This window comes from Micromonospora sp. NPDC049891 (assembly GCF_040660295.1).
Classification (GTDB): Bacteria; Actinomycetota; Actinomycetes; order Mycobacteriales; family Micromonosporaceae; genus Micromonospora.
The window spans coordinates 63,422-82,169 of sequence record NZ_JBFAML010000003.1; the positions used below are offsets into that span (position 1 = coordinate 63,422).

Sequence of the window (18,748 nt, forward strand, 5' to 3'; positions counted from 1 at the left end):
GCCTCAGCGCTCGTCGGGCGCGGAGGGCTGCTCGGTGTCACCGTGTTGCGGAGCGTCCGCCCCGGATTCCTCATGGTCGGCCGTCGGGGCGGCCGGGTCGGCAGCCTCGGCCGTCGGCGGGGCCACCTCGACGCGACCGGTACGCACCGGCGGGGTGGCCCGCTCAGCCGGTCGGTCCGCCGGCTCCTCGGTCGGATCCGCCGACGGATCGGCCTCGGCCGACGCCGGTGCGGCCTGCGCCGCACCGTCCTGCTCGCCGCCGGTCGCCTCGGCCGGCTGGGGGGCGGTGGCCCCTCCGGGGGCCGACTCGGGACCGGTCGTCGCTGCGCCGGTCGCGTCGGCCCGCGACGTGGCGTCGTGGTCGGCGGCCGGATCGACCCCGCCGGCCGGCCCGTCGATGACGACCTCGGCGACTGCCGGGGCGGTCACCTCGAACGGCTGCACGCCGCCGAACAGGGCCGGCAGCGTGCCGGTGTGTGCCTCGCGCAGCTCGTCCAGGCCGATCCGGAACTGGCCGTGCACCTCCAGCGCACCGGCCGTCGGGTCGGTTACGCCGATCAGCTCCCACGGCACACCGTGCTCACCGCAGAGCGCGGTGAAGGCCTTCTCGTGGCCGCGCGGCACCGAGACGAGCACCCGGCCGGCGGACTCGCTGAACAGGAAGACGAACGGCATCGAGTTGCCCTCGAAGCGCTCCGGCACCGCGATCCGGGCCCCCACGCCGTGCCGCAGGCAGGACTCCACCAGGCTCTGCGCGAGACCGCCGTCGGAGAGGTCGTGCGCGGAGCTGAGGTGCCCGACCCGGGCAGCGTCGGCCAGCAGGCCGGCGAGCTGCTTCTCGCGCGCCAGGTCGACGTGCGGGGGTACGCCACCGAGGTGCTGGTGGGTGACCCAGGCCCACTCCGAGCCGGAGAGTTCCACGTGCGTTTCGCCGAGCAGGAAGAGCTGATCGTGATCGGCGCCGGGACGCGGAACGAAGCCGGAGGCCACCCGGTCGGCCACGTTCTCCAGCACGCCGAGCACGCCGACGACAGGCGTCGGGTGGATGGCCGCCGCCCCGGTCTGGTTGTAGAAGCTGACGTTGCCGCCGGTCACCGGGATGCCCAGCTCGGCGCAGCCGTCGGCCAGGCCGCGTACGGCCTCGGCGAACTGCCACATCACGCCCGGGTCCTCCGGCGAGCCGAAGTTCAGGCAGTCGGTGACCGCGATGGGTGTCGCGCCGGTCACCGCCACGTTCCGGTACGCCTCGGCCAGCGCCAGCTTGGCACCCTGGTACGGGTCGAGCCGGGCGTACCGGCCGTTGCCGTCCACGGAGAGTGCCACGCCCAGCCCGGTGCGCTCGTCGATGCGGATCACGCCCGAGTCCTCCGGCTGGGCGAGCACTGTGTTGCCCAGCACGTAGCGGTCGTACTGCTCGGTCACCCAGGTCTTGTCGCAGAGGTTGGGTGAGGCGATCATCCGCAGCACGGTCTCGCGCAGCGTGTCCGCGTCGCCCGGCCGGGGCAGCGTCTCCGCCCGGTCGGCCTGGAGCAGGATCAGGTCCGCCGGCTCGCGCATCGGACGGGCGTAGACCGGGCCGTCGTCCACGAGCGAGCCCGGCGGTACGTCCACCACCAGGTGGTCCCGCCAGGTGATGAGCAGCCGGCCCGGTGAACCGTCCGGCTCGGGCGCGGTGACCTCGCCGATCGCGGTGGCCCAGACGCCCCACTTCTCGGCGGTCTTGAGCACCGCTTCCAGCTTCTCCGGCGCGACGACGAGCAGCATCCGCTCCTGGGACTCGCTGGCCAGGATCTCGTGCGGCTCCATCGAGGGCTCACGCAGCGGCACCCGCTCCAGCCACACCCGCATGCCGGTGCCGGCGGAGGCCGCCGTCTCGGTCAGGGCACAGGTCAGGCCGGCTCCGCCGAGGTCCTGGATGCCGACGACCAGCTCGGCGTCGTACAGCTCCAGGCACGCCTCGATCAGCAGCTTCTCCATGAAGGGGTCGCCCACCTGCACGGACGGGCGGCGCTGCTCACTGCCTTCGGTGAAGGTGGCGCTGGCCAGCACCGACACGCCGCCGATACCGTCCCGGCCGGTCTTGGCGCCCATCAGCACCACCACGTTGCCGGGGCCGGTGGCTTCCTTCTTCTGGAGCCGGTCGACCGGCAGCACGCCCAGGCAGAGCGCGTTCACCAGCGGGTTTCCCTGGTAGCAGGGGTCGAAGACCACCTCACCACCGATGTTGGGCAGGCCGAGGCAGTTGCCGTAGCCGCCGACACCGGCGACCACGCCGGGCAGCACCCGGGCGGTGTCGGGATGGTCCGCGGCGCCGAAACGCAGCGGGTCCATCACCGCCACCGGACGGGCGCCCATGGCCAGGATGTCGCGGACGATGCCGCCGACACCCGTCGCCGCGCCCTGGTACGGCTCGACGAAGCTCGGATGGTTGTGCGACTCGACCTTGAAGGTCACCGCCAACTCGTCGGAGATCCGCACCACGCCGGCGTTCTCACCGATGCCGGCCAGCATCCGGTCGCTCGGCGGGGCCTTCTCGCTGAACTGGCGCAGGTGCACCTTGCTGGACTTGTAGGAGCAGTGCTCGCTCCACATGATCGAGTACATCGCCAGCTCGGACTGGGTCGGCCGGCGGCCCAGGATGTGCCGGATGCGTTCGTACTCGTCATCCCGGAGCCCCAGTTCGGCGTACGGCTGGAGTTCCTCCGGGGTCCCGGCGGCGCGCGGCACGGTGTCCGTCCCGTCGGCCCAGTCGGTGGCCTCCGAGGCGGCGGCGTGCCGGGCCGGAGCGGCCGACGGCGCGGCGGCCGGTTGCGGCTGCGCCGGGACCGCCTCCGGGTTCTCCCGTACCGGGTCCGGATGCGTGGTCATGACGTCTCCTTGTTGCGCTCGCCGCCCGAGGGGCGGGTGAGCCGACCGATGATCCCGCCGCGGACGGTCACGCCGGCGCCCCCACCAGGTGCTTCAGCACCGAGGTGAAGAAGCCGAGGCCGTCGAGGGAGGGGCCGGTGAGCGCCTCCACCGCGTGCTCGGGATGCGGCATGATGCCGACCACGTTGCCGGCCTGGTTGGTGATCGCGGCAATGTCCCGCTGCGAACCGTTGGGGTTGCCGCCGACGTAGCGGGCGACGACCCGGCCCTCGGCCTCGAGCGCGTCAAGCGTCGCCGGGTCGGCGACGTAGCAGCCCTCGCCGTTCTTGACCGGGATCAACACCTCCTGGCCCGGCTGGAACGTGTTCGTCCAGGCGGTGCCGGTCGCCTCGATGCGCAGGATCTGGTCGCGGTTACGGAAGTGCAGGTGCTGGTTGCGGGTGAGCGCCCCGGGCAGCAGGTGAGCCTCGCAGAGGATCTGGAAGCCGTTGCAGATGCCCAGCACGGGCAGGCCCCCACCGGCGGCGTCGATGAGCTTTTCCATCACCGGCGCGAACCGGGCAATGGCACCGCAGCGCAGGTAGTCACCGTAGGAGAAGCCGCCGGGCAGGACCACCGCGTCCACCCCGTGCAGCTCCGCCTCACCGTGCCAGAGACGGACCGGTTCGGCGCCGGCGATCCGTACGGCCCGGGCCGCGTCCCCGTCGTCGAGCGAGCCGGGGAACGTCACCACACCGACCCGGGCGGTCACGACCGGGCTTCCGCAGCTTCGTCGGTCTCGACCAGACGGACCGTGAAGTCCTCGATGACCGGGTTGGCGAGCAGCTTGTCGGCGATCTCCCGGGCCCGGTCCAGGTCCGGTTCACCGGTAAAGTCGATCTCGATCCGCCTGCCGATCCGTACCGAGGCGACGTCGTTGACGCCGAGCCGGGGCAGCGCGTTTGCGACGGCCTGGCCCTGAGGATCGAGGATCTCGGGCTTGAGCATGACGTCGACGACGACGCGAGGCACTGGGCACTCCTGACTGTGTACGCAGTTGGGTGCCGACCCACAACGGGCGAGCGCAGCCAGCCTACCTGGCAGATGCCGCGCCAGACGCACCGGCCGGACGCCGCCAGGGTGCCGCTCGACCCTACCCGCACCTACCGATCGGGACCGATACGGGTTCGTTGCGATAGCGATACGGCTTCGTTGCCAGCTCCCCGGCCGGTCGCCCCCGGCTGGACCGGCCCCCGCCGGCACCGCAGCTGAGAGCCGCCGCCGGTCGCGCGACGGCCGGTGGCGGGAAATCCAACTGTTACATCGCCTTGTTTCAATGAACCTCTTGTGAAACACCTCACCGGGCCCTACGGTACATCGTCAGACGTCGATTTATCGACGTCACCGGTGGCGGATCACCCCCGTCCGCCACCCCAGGCCGGCCCGGCGAACCCGGGCCTGTGAACCCCCGAAGGAGCCCCACCGATGCGCATCCGATCCCTGATCGCGGTCTTCGCCACCGCCATGGCCGGCGTGCTCGGCGCCAGCTCCGGCGCCGTCGCCTCACCCGTCAGTCCGTACATCATCGGCGGCAGCACCGTCTCCTCGGCGCCGTGGGCCGCCGCGGTCTTCAGCAACGGCTCGTTCACCTGCTCCGGCACGATCATCGCCCCGCAGTGGGTGCTCACCGCGCGGCACTGCCTCGGCGGCTCGATGTCGGTCCGGGTCGGCAGCGTCTACCGCTCCTCCGGCGGCGTCACCCGCACGGTCAGCGCCACCTACGGCCAGTACGACGTGGCCCTGATGCGCCTGTCCAGCTCGGTGAGCACCAGCTACGTCAGCCTGGCCTCCAGCAACCCGCCGGTCGGCTCGACCAACTCGATCTACGGCTGGGGCATGACCTGCTACAGCGGCTGCTCGGCGTCGACCCAGCTCAAGACCGCGAGCGTCCAGGTCACCAGCACGAACGTGAGCGACGCGTACGGCGGGCAGGCGATCCGGAGCACCCGGATCAACGGCAACGCCTGGCGCGGTGACTCGGGCGGCCCGCAGTTCTACAACGGCCTCCAGGTCGGTGTGGCCTCCACCGCTGACGGCCAGAGCATCCAGAACTACGGCAGCGTCGCGTACAACCGTGCCTGGATCCGGTCCGTTTCCGGCGTCTGACGGTTAGCGCCCGTGGCGGCGCGGATGGTGGGCCCTGCGCCCGCCGTCCGCGCCGCGCGGTTTTTCAGCATCCGAGCAGGTGAACAGGGCTCACGATGCGCCGCACCCGCACCTGCCAGCATCGGAAACGTGCTGGTCGTGACGACGGATCTACTTCCCGGCTACGAGATCCGCCAGATCCTCGGCGAGGTGGTCTCCTCCATGGCCAGGACCCGCAACCCGTACCGCGAGGGCGTGAAGAACCTGCGCGGTGGCGCGTACGACCCGATGGCGCCGGACAACCTCACCCGCTGGCGTACCGACTCGGTTGCCCGCCTCGGCGAGGAGGCCCGGCGGCTCGGCGCGAACGCCGTGGTGGGGATGCGGTTCGACAGCCGCGACTGTGGCGAGATGTGGATGGAGATCTGCGCCTACGGCACCGCCGTGATCGTGGTGCCCAAGGTCCCCGACGTCATGCCCCCCGACCAGCCCCTGGTGGCCGCCGAGACGGCCCAGGAACCAGCCTTCGCCGAGGAACCCGGCGCCATCGCCGAACCGGCGAGCGCCCCCACCCTCTCCACCGCCCCCGAAACCCCCACCCGCGACTAACCCCACCCCACCCCACCCAACCCGGTTGATCAAGAAGTTCTGGTCTCGATCCGGCCGGATCCCGACCAGAACTTCTTGATCAACGCCGGTCGGCGGACCGGGTGGGGGTGGGTTAGAGGATGGGGGGTGGGGAGTAGGTGGCGGCTTGGGGGTGGGACTCGACGATCTTGGTGATTCTTGCGGTGACTGCCTGGATCTGGGTGGGGGCGGCGCCTACGAAGGCGGCGCGGTCGGCGACCAGGGCGTCGATCTCGGGGCGGGTGAGGGTGAGGCGGGTGTCGGCGGCGAGGCGGTCGAAGAGGTCGTTGTCGGGGGTGCCCTTCTCGCGCATGGCCAGGGCGACCGCGACCGCGTGCTCCTTGATCGCCTCGTGGGCGGCTTCCCGGCCGACGCCCCGACGGACGGCCGCCACCAGGATCTTGGTGGTGGCCAGGAACGGCAGGAACCGCTCCAACTCCCGGTTGATCACCGCCGGGTACGCGCCGAACTCGTCAAGCACGGTGAGGAAGGTCTGGAACAGCCCGTCGGCGGCGAAGAAGGCGTCCGGCAGGGCCACCCGGCGCACCACCGAACAGGAGACGTCCCCCTCGTTCCACTGGTCGCCGGCCAGCTCGCCGACCATCGACAGGTAGCCCCGGATGATCACCGCGAAGCCGTTGACCCGCTCCGACGAGCGGGTGTTCATCTTGTGGGGCATCGCGCTGGAGCCGACCTGGCCGGGCTTGAAGCCCTCGGTGGCCAACTCCTGGCCCACCATCAGCCGGATCGTGGTGGCCAGCGACGACGGTGCCGCGGCGACCTGCGCCAGCGCGGAGAGCACGTCGAAGTCGAGCGAACGCGGGTAGACCTGCCCGACGCTGTCCAGTACCCGGTTGAAGCCCAGGTGCTCGGCGACCCGGCGCTCCAACTCGGCGACCTTGTCCGCGTCACCGTCGAACAGGTCGAGCTGGTCGGCGGCGGTACCCACCGGTCCCTTGATCCCCCGCAGCGGGTACCGGGCGATCAGGTCCTCCAGCCGCTCGTACGCGATCAACAGCTCCTCGGCGGCCGACGCGAAGCGCTTGCCCAGCGTGGTGGCCTGCGCCGCCACGTTGTGCGAGCGGCCGGCCATCACCACGTCGGCGTACTCGTGGGCGTGCCAGGCGAGTCGGGCGAGCGTCGCCACCACCCGGTCCCGGATCAGCTCCAGCGAGCGGCGCACCTGGAGCTGCTCGACGTTCTCGGTGAGGTCCCGCGAGGTCATCCCCTTGTGCACGTGCTCGTGCCCGGCGAGCGCGCTGAACTCCTCGATCCGGGCCTTCACGTCGTGCCGGGTCACCCGCTCCCGTTCCGCGATCGAGGCCAGGTCGACGTCGTCCAGCACCCGCTCGTACGCCTCGACCACCCCGTCCGGCACCGAGACACCCAGATCCCGTTGCGCCCGCAGCACGGCCAGCCAGAGCCGCCGCTCCAGCCGGACCTTCTCCTCCGGCGACCAGAGGTTGACCAGCTCGGCCGAGCCGTACCGACTGGCAAGCACGTTCGGAATCATCGTCACCCCACCATTCTCGCGACCCCCCGCCCCGGCCACCCGAGCGGGTCCCGGTTGATCATGAGGTTAGCGGCACTTTGAAGATCAATAACTGCCGTCAACCTCATGATCAACAGGGTGGGTGAGGTGGGGTGGGGGTTAGCGGTCGAGGATGGCGGTTACGCCTTGGCCGCCGGCGGCGCAGATGGAGATCAGGCCGCGTCCGCTGCCCTTGGCCGCGAGCAGTTTGGCCAGGGTGGCTACGATCCGGCCGCCGGTGGCGGCGAACGGGTGACCGGCGGCCAGCGAGGAGCCGTTCACGTTGAGCTTGTCGGTGTCGATCGCGCCGAGGGGGGCGTCCAGGCCGAGGCGGTCCTTGCAGAACTCCGGCGACTCCCAGGCCGCCAGGGTCGCCAGCACCTGGGATGCGAACGCCTCGTGGATCTCGTAGTAGTCGAAGTCCTGGAGGGTGAGCCCGGCCCGGGCCAGCAGCCGGGGCACCGCGTATGCGGGCGCCATCAGCAGCCCCTCGTCGCCGTGCACGAAGTCCACAGCGCCCGTCTCCGACCAGGAGAACCAGGCCAGCACCGGCAGGTTGTGCTCGCGCGCCCACTCCTCGCTGGCCAGCAGCACGGTGGAGGCGCCGTCGGTCAACGGCGACGAGTTGCCGGCGGTCATGGTGGCCCGTTCGGCGTCCGGCCCCTTGGCCCCGAAGACCGGCCGCAGGGTGCCCAGCTTCTCCAGGGTGGTGTCGGCGCGGAGGTTCTGATCCCGGGTCAGCCCCAGGAAGGGGGTCATCAGGTCGTCGAAGAAGCCCCTGTCGTACGCGGCGGCGAGCCGCTGGTGCGAACGCAGTGCCAGTTCGTCCTGCGCCTGCCGGTCGATGTTCCAGCGCAGCGCGGTCTGGGCGGCGTGCTCACCCATGGACAGGCCGGTGCGCGGCTCGGCGTTGCGGGGGATCTCCGGCTTGAACGGCTGAGCCGGCCGCAGCTTGGCGGCGATCCGGAGCCGCTCGCCGAGGGTCCGGGCGGAGTTGAGCTTGAGCAGCGTGCGACGCATGTCCTCGTTCACCGCGAGTGGCGCGTCGGAGGTGGTGTCGACACCACCGGCGATACCGACGTCGAGCTGGCCGAGGGCGATCTTGTTGGCGACCAGGATGACCGCCTCCAGACCGGTGCCGCAGGCCTGCTGGATGTCGTACGCCGGGGTGCGCGGGTCGAGCTTCGAGCCGAGCACCACCTCACGGGTGAGGTTGAAGTCCTTCGAGTGCTTGAGCACCGCCCCGGCGACGACCTCGCCGACCCGCTGCCCGGCCAGGCCGAACCGGGCGATCAGCCCGTCCAGCGCGGCGCCGAGCATGTCGGCGTTGGAGGCGCTGGCGTAGCGCGAGTTGGAGCGGGCGAAGGGGATCCGGTTGCCGCCGATGACCGCGACCCGTCGAACGTTCTGCACGATCCGTCTCCTCGAAAGTGTTGCCCGCACCCTGGAGTGGCCGGCCAGCGGACTGGTGGGCTGCGGCCTCACCGCCCTACTGCCGGTCTCTCTTACTCGCCAGTAGGCTACGCCTATGACCGACAGGTATGCGAGCTTCGTCCAGTCGGGCGCCGGGCGGGCGCTGGTCAAGCGCCTCGGGCTGCCCGATCCGCCGCGACTGCGCCGGCACACACCCGGCGAGCCGATCCTGCCCGGGCTGGTCCTGCTCGGCGCCGCCGCCGGCGGGCGGCTGACCGACCCGGTCGGAAAGGCCCTGGCCGCCGCCGGGCTCGCCCTGCGCGATCCGGCCACCGCCGTGCCCGATCCGACAACCGGTCGTACGCCGGAGAGCGCGGCTCTCGTCTTCGACGCTACCGGCATCACCGACTCGTCCCAACTGCGCCAGCTCTACGACTTCTTCCACCCGCAGGCCCGGGCCGTGCAGCCCAGCGGCCGGGTGATCGTGCTGGGCACTCCGCCGGCCGAGTGCGGCACGCCCCGCGAGGCGACCGCCCAGCGGGCTCTGGAGGGGCTGACCCGCAGCATCGGCAAGGAGTTCGGCCGGGGCATCACCGCTCAGCTGGTGTACGTGACGCGGGAGGCCGACGCCGGCACCTGGACCAGCCTGGAGGCGACCCTGCGGTTCCTGCTGTCGGGCCGCTCCGCGTACGTCTCGGGGCAGGTGGTCCGCATCGGTGCCGGCCAGGCCACCGCACCGGCCGACTGGGACCGCCCGCTCGACGGGCAGGTGGTGCTGGTCACCGGGGCGGCCCGGGGCATCGGCGCGGCGTTGGCCCGGGTGCTGGCCCGCGACGGCGCGACAGTTGTGGCACTCGACATCCCGGCCGCCGGGGACGAGCTGGCCGCGGTCGCCAACGAGATCGGCGGCAGCGCCGTGCAGCTCGACCTGACCGCCGCCGACGCGCCGGCCCGGCTCGCCGAGCACCTGGCCAGCCGGCACGGCCGGGTGGACGTGGTGGTGCACAACGCCGGCATCACCCGGGACAAGACCCTCGGCCGGATGGACGCCGACCGGTGGGACCAGGTCCTCGACGTCAACCTGTCCAGCCAGGAGCGGATCAACGACCTGCTGCTGGAGCGCGGGTTGATCCCGGCCGGTGGGCGGCTCATCGGTGTCTCCTCGATCGCCGGGATCGCCGGTAACCGGGGCCAGACGAACTACGCCACCAGCAAGGCCGGGGTCATCGGGCTTGTCGAGTCGCTCGCCCCGGCGTTGCGGGAGCGGCAGATAAGCGTCAACGCGGTCGCGCCCGGGTTCATCGAGACCCGGCTGACCGCCCGGATCCCGCTGGTGCTGCGGGAGGCCGGCCGCCGGATGAACAGCCTCTCGCAGGGCGGGTTGCCGGTGGACGTCGCGGAGACCATCGGTTGGCTGGCCTGGCCGGCGTCCGGTGCGGTGAGCGGCAACGTGGTCCGGGTCTGCGGCCAGAGCCTGCTGGGGGCGTGATGGCCCGGCGCAGACGCGGTGACGAACCGGCCGACGACTTGTCGGTCGGCGAGCTGATCGACGGTCCGACCGAGACTCTGACATCCGAGATGCTGGCCGCCGCGTTCGCCCGGCCGGCCGGCGGTGGGGATCCGGAGGCGACCCGCGACCTGTCCGGTCTCGCCCCCACCGGCGGTGACTCCGACCCGCCGACGGCGGCCCCGGCTGCACCGAGCCCCGCCGGCACACGCGGTGCCGGCGCCGGGGGCGGCGATCCGGCCGGCGACCCGCCGACGGCAGCGACAGGCACCGGACCAGGGGATCCTGCGGCCCGGGCCAGGGTGGAGCTGACCCGGCTGCCGGCGGCCGGTCCGCTGTACCGGCGGGCGCTGCTGAACGCGGTGCCGGGGCTTGGCGGCCGGCGTGGTGCCGGGGTACCGGCTGTCGAGTTGGCCGTCGGCGGGGTGGCTGTCGATCCGGAGCGGCTGGCCGACTACGACCGGGTCTGCGGGTTCCGCCTCGCCGACCGGTTGCCCGCGACTTTTCCGCACGTCATGGGCTTTCCGCTGGCGCTGCGCCTGATCACCGCGCCGGAGTTCCCGATCCCGCTGACCGGGGTGGTGCACGTCGGCAACCGGATCACGGTGCGTCGGCCGGTAACCGTCACCGACCGGCTGGACTTCATCACCTGGGCGGAGAACCTGCGCCCGCACGACCGGGGACGGCAGGTGGACGTCGTACTCGTCGGGTCGGTCGACGGCGAGGAGGTGTGGCGCGGCGTTTCGACGTATCTCGGCCGGCAACGCACCCCGGGTGGCGGTGAGCGGCGCGACCACGGTGAGCGACAGGCACCACCGACCGCCACCGCACTTTGGCCTGTCACACCCCGGGTGGGTACGGACTACGCGAGGGTCTCCGGCGACCACAACCCGATCCACACCTCGCGGCTGGGGGCGCGGCTGCTCGGCTTCCCCCGGCCCATCGCGCACGGCATGTGGAGCAAGGCGCGCTGTCTCGCGGCGCTGGAAAGCCGGCTGCCCGAGGCGTACACGGTGGACGTGGCGTTCAAGTTGCCGGTGCCGCTGCCCGGCACTGCGGCGTTCAGCGCCACCGCGCTCGATCCGGGCTGGGATTTCAGCCTGCACGACAGGCGTGGTCGCCCGCATCTGGTGGGCACCATCCGCTGAGCGGGGCCGGGTACTTGCCCGGCCCTCTCTTTTCGGCTAGGTTCTTCTCAAGTAGAGATATTCTCTAAGTGAGAGTGATTGACCGTGAACGAGCAGGACTTCCTCGCCGCCTACGACCCGCGCGCCTACCCGGCGGTCGCGGTCACCGTCGACATCGTCGCCCTGACCATCCGCGACGGCGCTCTGCACCTGCTGCTGATCCGCCGCGGCGAACAGCCCTACGCCGGCCTCTGGGCACTGCCCGGCGGGTTCGTCCGGCCGGACGAGGACCTGGCCACGGCCGCCCGGCGGGAGCTGGCCGAGGAGACCGGGCTCGACGGCGAGCCACTCCACCGCGTCCATGTCGAGCAACTGGCCTCCTACGGCACACCCGACCGGGACCCCCGGATGCGGATCGTCTCGATCGCCCACCTCGCCTTCGCCCCTGACCTGCCGGATGCGACGGCCGGCACCGATGCCGACGAGGCGGCCTGGGTACCGGTCGCCGAGCTGACCAACCGGCAGCTCGCCTTCGACCACGGCCGGATCGTCTCCGACGGGTTGGAGCGGGCCCGCTCAAAGCTGGAGTACACCCCGCTGGCCACCCGGTTCCTGGCACCCGAGTTCACCATCGGGGAGCTGCGGGCCGTCTACGAGACGGTCTGGGGGCACCAGTTGCACGCCGGCAACTTCCACCGCAAGGTGCTCTCGGTGCCGGGTTTCGTGGAGAGCACCGGCGCCAGCACCGAGCGCGGCGGCTCCCGGGGTGGCCCACGCGCCCGGCTCTACCGGGCCGGGGACGCACGGCTGCTGCACCCGGCGCTGCTGCGCCCGGCGCGCGAGGAGACGGTGCGATGACGACCGATGAGGCAATCCGCCTGGTCACCGCCGCCCGCGATGACGACGAGCTGTTCGGCGGCGACGCGCCCGAGCGGCGCTACCGGGAACTCGTCGGTGCGCTGCACCCGGACCGGCTCGGTTGGGTCGGCCCCGGGATCCGGGCCGCTGCCATCGACGCCTTCCTCCGGGTCACCACCCGCTGGCGGGCCCGGCGGGTGACCGTGTTGCGTGGTTACCGGTGCGGTCGGCCCGCGTACTCCGGTGACCTCGCCGACCTGTACGACGTCGGCGCCGACCGGCTGCTCAAGTTGCCTCGTGACGCGGCCGACAACGATCTGATGGTTCGCGAGCAGCGTGCCCTGCGCACGCTCGCCGAGCGGGGTGACCCGCGCTGGCTGCCGTACGTGCCCCGGCTGGTCGACAGCTTCACCCACCGTGCCGCCGACACCGGGGCGGAGCGCCGGATCACCGTGCTCGGCACCGCACCCGGCCTGCACAGCCTGGTCGAGGTGCGGCGTGCCTATCCGGACGGGCTGGACGCCCGGGACGTGGCGTGGATGTGGCGGCGGCTCCTGGTCGCCCTCGGCCTGGCCCACCGGGCGGGCCTGGTGCACGGCGCGGTGCTGCCGGCGCACGTGCTCATCCACCCGGACGCCCACGGCCTGGTGCTTGTCGACTGGTGTTTCTCCACCGAGCCCGGCGGCACCGTGCCCGCGATGGTGCCCGACCACGACGCCTGGTACCCGCCGGAGGTCCCCGGCCGTGGCCCGTGCGGGCCGGGCACCGACATCTTCATGGCCACCCGCTGCATTACCTGGCTGCTGAACCGCGACGCCCCGCGCCAGCTGCTCGACTTCGCCAACGGCTGCCGGCAGCGGTCGCTGCGCGCCCGACCCGACGACGCCTGGCTGCTGCTGCGCGAACTGGACGAGGTGCTGCACCGGCTCTACGGGCCGCGCACCTTCCGCCCCTTCACCCTCAACCCCTAAGGAGGCTGCCATGGGCAGCGGAGCATGGTCCACAGATGTGTACGACGCCGCCGACCGGTACCGCCGGGCCACCGGCACCAGCGCCTTCTCCTACAGCGACAGCGGGGCGCGGGTGGTGCACCCCGCACTGGACCCGCGAGGAGCCGTACGGGAGAGCCGGGACAGCGCGGAACACCCGCAGTCGACCCCGGTCGCGGTCCTGTTCGACGTGACCGGCTCGATGGGGCATGTGCCCCGCGTTCTCCAGGCCAAGCTGCCACAGCTGCTGGGGCTGCTGCTGCGCCAGGGATACGCCCGCGACCCACAGATCATGTTCGGGGCGATCGGCGACGCCACCTGTGACCGGGTGCCGTTGCAGGTGGGGCAGTTCGAGTCCGACAACCGGATGGACGACGATCTCGGCCGGATCGTGCTGGAGGGTGGCGGTGGCGGCCAGATGCGGGAGTCGTACGAGCTGGCGCTGTACTTCATGGCCCGGCACACGGTCACCGACAGCTGGGAGAAGCGTGGCCGGCGCGGCTACCTGTTCGTCATCGGCGACGAGTTGGCCTACCCGCAGGTGAAGTCCGGCGAGGTGGCCCGACTCATCGAGGACGACCTGCGCGAGGACGTGCCGTTGCGGCAGATCGTCGACGAGGTCACCCGCAGGTGGGACACCTACTACCTGCTGCCCGCCGGCAGCCACTACTCGGGCAACCGCCGGGTGCTCGACTTCTGGCGCGGCCTGCTCGGCCAGCATGCCCTGGAGCTGGACGACCTGGCTGCGGTCTGCGAGACCATCGCGCTCACCGTCGGTCTCGGCGAGCAGGCCATCGACCTCGACCAGGGCCTGCGGGACCTGGACCGGTCCGGCTCGGCGGCCACCGGCACCGTCTCGAAGGCGCTCGCCCGGTTGACCGGCAGGTCGCGGGCCGAGGTGTCGGAGCTGCCGGCCAACCGCACCACGGGTCGCGGAGTGGTCCGGCTGTGATCCGGCCGGCGGCGGGTGTGGCTCCGGGCGGCACGGTGACCGGCGGGCCGGCGGCGAGGGGGCCGCACGGACAGCACGTGATCGTGATCGACCTCGGGTACGGCGACGCGGGTAAGGGCACGGTCGTGGACTGGCTCTGCGCGACCCGGCCGGTGCGGACTGTGGTGCGGTTCAACGGGGGTGCGCAGGCGGCGCACAACGTCGTCCTGCGCGACGGCCGGCACCACACGTTCGCCCAGTTCGGGGCCGGCACCTTCCGTCCCGGGGTACGGACCCACCTGTCCCGGCACGTGGTGGTGGACCCGTTGGCGCTGGCCGCCGAGGCGGACCACCTCACCGCCGTCGGGGTACCCGACGCGCTCGACCGGCTGACGGTGGACGGGGAGGCGCTGCTGGCCACCCCGTACCACCGGGCCGCGAACCGGGCCCGGGAGCTGGCCCGTGGAGCCGACCGGCACGGTTCCTGCGGGCTGGGGGTGGGCGAGGCCGTCGCGTACGGTCTCGCCCACCCCGACCAGGCGCCCCGGTTGGCGGACTGCCGCAGCCCGGAGCTGCTGCGCCGTCGGCTGACCGCGCTGCGGGACCGACTCAGCGCCGAACTCGGCCCGCTGGACGCTCCGCCGGTCTCCGACTGTCTGCCCGCGTACCTGGCCTTCGCCCAACGGGTGGCGATCGTCGACCGGGGCTGGCTCGCCGCGGAGCTTCGTGCCGGGACCTGCGTCTTCGAGGGCGCGCAGGGGGTGCTGCTGGACGAGTGGCACGGCTTCCACCCGTACACGACCTGGAGCACCACCACTACCGCGAACGCCGAGGCGCTGCTGGCCGAGGCCGGGTTGGCCGGATCGGCGACCCGGATCGGCGTGCTCCGGACGGTCACCACCCGGCACGGGCCGGGACCGCTGGTGACCGAGGAGCCGGGGCTCGGGCTCACCGAACCGCACAACGCGACCAACCAGTGGCAGGGCCGGTTCCGGTTCGGTCACTTCGACGCCGTCGCCCACGCGTACGCCCTGGCTGTCAACGGTGGGGTCGACGGCCTGGCGCTGACCCACCTGGATCTCGTCGGTAAGGGTCTCGACCTGCGGATCTGCCGCCGCTACACCGACCTGGACGGGCTGGTGCCGGGCCCACCCGGTGACCTCGACCGGCAGGCGGCGCTCACCGCCCGCCTGCTGCGGACCAGACCTGTGTACGACGCCCCGCCGCCGGTCGACTGGCCTGCGGCGGTGGAGCAGGCACTGGGCGTGCCCGTCGTGCTCACCTCCCACGGGCCGACGGCGGAGGACAAGCGGGTGCGGACGGTTCAGGTCGACACCGCCCGCGCCGAAGGCGGTACGGCCACCCGGTTGACAGTGGCAACGGGTGGAAGGCCCCATTAGCGGTGATCCGTCCGTCCCGCCCCGATTCGTCCGCCCGGCGGCGAGCATGGATCCATGGAGGCCGCGCTCGACCTGCTCCGGCACACGCTCACCTCTCCGTGGGTGTATCTGCTGCTCTTCGGTCTGACCGCGATCGACGCGGTCTTTCCGCTGGTGCCGGCCGAGGCGGCGGTCATCACCGTCACCGTCCTCGCGACCGGGGGCGAGCCGAATCTGGTGGTGGTGATCGTGGCGACAATGCTCGGTGCCGTGCTGGGCGACCATGTCTCCTACGCCATCGGCCGCGGCGGCGGCTCGCGTCGGCTGGACCACTCACCGGAGGACAGCCGACGCCGGGCCGGATCGCAGTGGGCGCGACGGGCGGTGTGCCGGCACGGCGGCGTCATCCTGACCTCCGCCCGGTACCTGCCCGGCGGGCGGACGGCGGTCACCCTGACCATGGGGGCGGTGCGCTACCCACTGCGCTCGTTTCTGCTCTACGACCTGATCGGCGCCGGCACCTGGGCGCTCTACTGCGTGCTGCTCGGCCTCTTCGGCGGGCTGGCCTTCGAACGTCAACCGTTCTACGGAATCCTGGCCGGGATCGGCCTGTCGATCGCGGTCACCCTGCTTGTGCAGGTGGTACGCGGACTGCGCCGCCGCGCCCATCGCCGGGCGGCGCGACACTGAACTCCGCTCACGGTCGCAGAGCCGCTGTCCGCCGTTGAACCGCTCTCCGACACCGAGCGATCCGCACCGATCAGGGCAGCTCGGCGTCGTGGACCAGGATCGCCAACTGCACCCGGTTCCCGGCGCCGACCTTCGTCATCGCCCGACTCACGTGCCCTTTCACCGTGGCCTCGCTCATCAGTAGTTGACGAGCAATCTGGGCGTTCGCGCATCCCCGCCCCACCGCACGCGCGATCTCCAACTCCCGTGCGGTCAGGCACTGGAGTTGACGCCGGGCCGTGTGGCGTCGGGCCGGGCCGCGTTCCGCGAAGGAATCGATCAAGCGCCGGGTCACGGCGGGCGCGAGCATGGCGTCACCGCTGGCCACGGCGCGTACTGCGGCGGTCAGGTCGGCCGGTGCGGTGTCCTTGAGCAGGAAGCCGACCGCACCGGCACGCAGGGCGTGGTGTACGTACGCATCCCGGTCGAACGTCGTCAGCATGATCACTCTCGCCCCGGCGGCGACAATGTCCGGCGCCGCGGCGAGGCCGTCCATGCCCGGCATACGGACATCCAGCAGGGCCACGTCCGGTCGGAGCCGCCGCACCTCGGTGCCGGCCGCAGCGCCGTCCGCGGCCTCGCCCACCACCGTGATGTCGCCGGCCGCTTCGAGGATCAACCGCAGGCCGGACCGGATCAACTGCTCGTCGTCGACGATCAATACTCGAATCACTCCGGCTCCCCCGTCGGAAGCAGCGCTCGGACCAGGAAGCCCTTGTCGTACGGTCCGGCCGTGAGCCGCCCGCCGAGCAGTTCCACACGTTCCCGCAGACCGATCAGGCCCAACCCCGCACCGGGCAGCGCCGACCCACCGATCGCCGGCCCGTTGCGCACCCCGACCTCGACCCCGCTGGAGAGATACCGCAGGCTGACCGTCGTCTCCGCATCGGGCGCGTGCTTCCGTACGTTCGTCAGCGCCTCCCGGACCACCCGGTGCACCGTCCGCCCGACCGTGGCCGGCAGGGGTCGAGGGATCCCCTCGTCCTGCCGGTCGACCCGCAGGCCGGCGGTACGCGACTCCTGGATCAGGACGTCCACCTCCGACAACCCGGGCGGCGGTACGGGCCCGGCCGCTCCACGCAGCACGCCGAGTACCTCGCGGAGGTCGGCAAGGGCCTGCCGACCGGTCGATCGGATCAGTGACGCGGTCTCCACCGCCGCCGAGTCGGCGGATGTCACCTCCAACGCGCCCGCATGCACGACCATCAGCGACACCCGGTGGGCGACCACGTCATGCATCTCCCGGGCGATCCGGGCCCGTTCCTCGGCGCGGGCCTGCTCCATGCGGGCCACCTGTTCGCGTTCCAGCCGCTCGGCCCGGTCGCGCAACGCGCCGACGGTGTCCCGCCGGGCCCGCGTCCAGAGCCCGATCACCAGTGGCAGCAGCACCAACCAGGCGAAGAGTGTCAGCGCATTGCCCGGCGTGGCCATGGTGATCTGCCGGTGTCCACCAGCCGCCCACCCCACCAGCACACCGATCGCCGTCACCAACGCCGCACCGGCCAGGTAGGCGACGATCCGGCGACGACCCCGCAGCCACAGCCCGGCAAGGAGGGACGCCGCCGCCGGGACCGGCCAGGCGGCAAGCAGCGGCCAGGCGACGGCAGCCGCGGCGAACAGCGGCCAGCGGCGTACCCGCGCCACCGCCACCGCAGTTCCGGAGGCGACGGCGACGGCGAGGACCACCGCCCGGGGGAGAGGTGACGCCACCCCGGCCGCGCCGTTCGCGGACATCCAGACCCCGACCGATACCAGTACGGCCAGCCCCGGCAGCGCGTACCGCCGGAGAGGTGTCCGGCCTTCGACGATGGCCATCGTTGCAGGCTAGTGGCGACCGGGCCGGCCGGACCGCCGCTGACGGCCAGAGGGGGGACACTTCCGGGCGACTGGCCGGCCCTTCTCGGGGTTGGCCCGGAGCCGGAGTCAGGGCTGACCACAACTTAGGTAGCGGGTCGGTGATGACCATCGGCCGATGGCCGGAACCCAGGCGGGGACCAGCATCAGAGGCATGCAACTGGTGCTCGACCTGCTCCACGAGACGATGTCCTCGCCCTGGGTTTACCTGGCACTCTTCGGGGTCGCGGTGGTTGACGGGTTCTTCCCGGTGGTGCCCAGCGAAACCGCCGTCATCACCGCCGGGGTCTTCGCGGCGACCGGACAGCCGGTGTTGTCGGTGGTGATCGTGGTGGCGGCGGCCGGCGCCCTGGTCGGTGACCACATCTCGTACGCCATCGGCCGACGCGGCGGCGGACGCCTGCTCACCCGCCTACCGGAACAGGGGCGGCGGCGTGCGGTGTACGGCTGGGCCAGCCGGGGCATCGCCGTACGCGGCGGTCTGATCCTGACCGTGGCGCGATACGTACCGGGTGGTCGGACGGCTGTCACCATGACCATGGGGGCGACCCGGTTTTCCCGGTCACGGTTCCTGATGTTCGATGCGCTGGCCGCCGGCACCTGGGGGATCTATTCGGCGCTTGTCGGTTATCTGGGCGGGCTCGCCTTCGAACAGGACCCGCTGCGCGGACTGCTGCTTGGGCTCGGGCTCGCGCTCAGCGTCACGGTGATGGTGGAGACGGCCCGCTGGGCGTACCGACGACGAGCACGGTCGCTGCCGGCAGTTGTCGAGGCCGGTGCCAGAGGTTCCATCGGTGATGCGTGATTACGC

At 72.0% G+C, this 18,748-nt stretch carries 17 protein-coding genes; 10 read left to right on the forward strand and 7 right to left on the reverse strand.

Annotation, left to right across the window (positions count from 1 at the left end; genetic code table 11):
- Positions 1–3 precede the first annotated feature (3 nt).
- The 3 genes from purL to purS form a co-directional block, all read right to left on the reverse strand.
- Positions 4–2,868: a phosphoribosylformylglycinamidine synthase subunit PurL gene (gene purL / locus AB0I71_RS05710; RefSeq protein ID WP_357582084.1), complete on the reverse strand. Its 2,865-nt coding sequence runs from the start codon at positions 2,866–2,868 to the stop codon at positions 4–6.
- A gap of 67 nt (positions 2,869–2,935) precedes the next feature.
- The gene (gene purQ / locus AB0I71_RS05715; RefSeq protein WP_357582085.1) at positions 2,936–3,619 is read right to left on the reverse strand and encodes a phosphoribosylformylglycinamidine synthase subunit PurQ; all 684 of its coding nucleotides are present in this window, start codon (positions 3,617–3,619) and stop codon (positions 2,936–2,938) included.
- Entirely contained in the window at positions 3,616–3,879 is a 264-nt protein-coding gene (gene purS, locus AB0I71_RS05720) for a phosphoribosylformylglycinamidine synthase subunit PurS (protein WP_093403819.1), read from the reverse strand. Before purS ends, purQ begins: the two co-directional genes overlap by 4 nt.
- Positions 3,880–4,332: 453 nt before the next feature.
- On the opposite strand from purS, the gene AB0I71_RS05725 reads away from it, so the two are divergent.
- Both AB0I71_RS05725 and AB0I71_RS05730 read left to right on the forward strand, forming a co-directional pair.
- Positions 4,333–5,013: a DUF1986 domain-containing protein gene (locus AB0I71_RS05725; RefSeq protein ID WP_357582086.1), complete on the forward strand. Its 681-nt coding sequence runs from the start codon at positions 4,333–4,335 to the stop codon at positions 5,011–5,013.
- A 24-nt stretch (positions 5,014–5,037) separates the two neighbouring features.
- Positions 5,038–5,601 carry a YbjQ family protein gene (locus AB0I71_RS05730; RefSeq protein WP_357582087.1) on the forward strand — a complete coding sequence of 188 codons (564 nt, stop codon included), beginning with the start codon at positions 5,038–5,040 and terminating at the stop codon, positions 5,599–5,601.
- Between the two features lie 112 nt (positions 5,602–5,713).
- Here the strand turns inward: AB0I71_RS05730 and purB are convergent, their stop codons facing one another.
- Entirely contained in the window at positions 5,714–7,138 is a 1,425-nt protein-coding gene (gene purB, locus AB0I71_RS05735; protein WP_357582088.1) for an adenylosuccinate lyase, read from the reverse strand.
- Between the two features lie 132 nt (positions 7,139–7,270).
- Positions 7,271–8,563 carry an acetyl-CoA C-acetyltransferase gene (locus tag AB0I71_RS05740; protein ID WP_357582089.1) on the reverse strand — a complete coding sequence of 431 codons (1,293 nt, stop codon included), beginning with the start codon at positions 8,561–8,563 and terminating at the stop codon, positions 7,271–7,273.
- A gap of 115 nt (positions 8,564–8,678) precedes the next feature.
- Here AB0I71_RS05740 and AB0I71_RS05745 point away from each other — a divergent pair, with 115 nt between their 5' ends.
- The 7 genes from AB0I71_RS05745 to AB0I71_RS05775 all read left to right on the forward strand — a co-directional run bounded on the left by AB0I71_RS05745 (position 8,679) and on the right by AB0I71_RS05775 (position 16,044).
- A complete protein-coding gene (locus tag AB0I71_RS05745; protein WP_357582090.1) occupies positions 8,679–10,052 on the forward strand; it encodes a 3-oxoacyl-ACP reductase in 1,374 nt (457 codons plus the stop codon).
- 320 nt (positions 10,053–10,372) lie between these two features.
- Entirely contained in the window at positions 10,373–11,218 is an 846-nt protein-coding gene (locus tag AB0I71_RS05750; RefSeq protein ID WP_357582347.1) for a MaoC/PaaZ C-terminal domain-containing protein, read from the forward strand.
- 78 nt (positions 11,219–11,296) lie between these two features.
- Positions 11,297–12,055, forward strand: coding sequence for an NUDIX domain-containing protein (locus AB0I71_RS05755; RefSeq protein WP_357582091.1), 759 nt, complete (start codon positions 11,297–11,299; stop codon positions 12,053–12,055).
- A complete protein-coding gene (locus AB0I71_RS05760) occupies positions 12,052–13,026 on the forward strand; it encodes a serine/threonine protein kinase (protein WP_357582092.1) in 975 nt (324 codons plus the stop codon). The genes AB0I71_RS05755 and AB0I71_RS05760 overlap by 4 nt, the downstream gene beginning before the upstream one ends.
- Positions 13,027–13,036: 10 nt before the next feature.
- A complete protein-coding gene (locus AB0I71_RS05765) occupies positions 13,037–13,996 on the forward strand; it encodes a hypothetical protein (RefSeq protein WP_357582093.1) in 960 nt (319 codons plus the stop codon).
- Positions 13,997–14,076: 80 nt separating this feature from the next.
- The gene (locus tag AB0I71_RS05770) at positions 14,077–15,375 is read left to right on the forward strand and encodes an adenylosuccinate synthetase (RefSeq protein ID WP_357582348.1); all 1,299 of its coding nucleotides are present in this window, start codon (positions 14,077–14,079) and stop codon (positions 15,373–15,375) included.
- Positions 15,376–15,429: 54 nt separating this feature from the next.
- Positions 15,430–16,044: a DedA family protein gene (locus AB0I71_RS05775; RefSeq protein ID WP_357582094.1), complete on the forward strand. Its 615-nt coding sequence runs from the start codon at positions 15,430–15,432 to the stop codon at positions 16,042–16,044.
- 70 nt (positions 16,045–16,114) lie between these two features.
- Here AB0I71_RS05775 and AB0I71_RS05780 read toward each other — a convergent pair whose 3' ends face one another.
- Positions 16,115–16,756 carry a response regulator transcription factor gene (locus AB0I71_RS05780; RefSeq protein WP_357582095.1) on the reverse strand — a complete coding sequence of 214 codons (642 nt, stop codon included), beginning with the start codon at positions 16,754–16,756 and terminating at the stop codon, positions 16,115–16,117.
- Complete coding sequence (locus AB0I71_RS05785; protein WP_357582096.1) at positions 16,753–17,898, reverse strand: histidine kinase; 1,146 nt, start codon at positions 17,896–17,898, stop codon at positions 16,753–16,755. Before AB0I71_RS05785 ends, AB0I71_RS05780 begins: the two co-directional genes overlap by 4 nt.
- A 193-nt stretch (positions 17,899–18,091) precedes the next feature.
- Between AB0I71_RS05785 and AB0I71_RS05790 the strand changes: the two genes are divergently transcribed.
- The gene (locus tag AB0I71_RS05790; protein ID WP_357582349.1) at positions 18,092–18,742 is read left to right on the forward strand and encodes a VTT domain-containing protein; all 651 of its coding nucleotides are present in this window, start codon (positions 18,092–18,094) and stop codon (positions 18,740–18,742) included.
- Positions 18,743–18,748 lie beyond the last annotated feature (6 nt).

What these genes read in the sequence shown, in the direction of transcription:
- purL (WP_357582084.1), bottom strand. Translation starts at nt 2,868, where the DNA reads ATGACCACGCATCCGGACCCGGTACGGGAGAACCCGGAGGCGGTCCCG.
- AB0I71_RS05725 (WP_357582086.1), top strand. Translation starts at nt 4,333, where the DNA reads ATGCGCATCCGATCCCTGATCGCGGTCTTCGCCACCGCCATGGCCGGC.
- AB0I71_RS05730 (WP_357582087.1), top strand. Translation starts at nt 5,038, where the DNA reads ATGGTGGGCCCTGCGCCCGCCGTCCGCGCCGCGCGGTTTTTCAGCATC.
- AB0I71_RS05745 (WP_357582090.1), top strand. Translation starts at nt 8,679, where the DNA reads ATGACCGACAGGTATGCGAGCTTCGTCCAGTCGGGCGCCGGGCGGGCG.
- AB0I71_RS05760 (WP_357582092.1), top strand. Translation starts at nt 12,052, where the DNA reads ATGACGACCGATGAGGCAATCCGCCTGGTCACCGCCGCCCGCGATGAC.
- AB0I71_RS05765 (WP_357582093.1), top strand. Translation starts at nt 13,037, where the DNA reads ATGGGCAGCGGAGCATGGTCCACAGATGTGTACGACGCCGCCGACCGG.
- AB0I71_RS05775 (WP_357582094.1), top strand. Translation starts at nt 15,430, where the DNA reads ATGGAGGCCGCGCTCGACCTGCTCCGGCACACGCTCACCTCTCCGTGG.
- AB0I71_RS05785 (WP_357582096.1), bottom strand. Translation starts at nt 17,898, where the DNA reads ATGGCCATCGTCGAAGGCCGGACACCTCTCCGGCGGTACGCGCTGCCG.
- AB0I71_RS05790 (WP_357582349.1), top strand. Translation starts at nt 18,092, where the DNA reads ATGCAACTGGTGCTCGACCTGCTCCACGAGACGATGTCCTCGCCCTGG.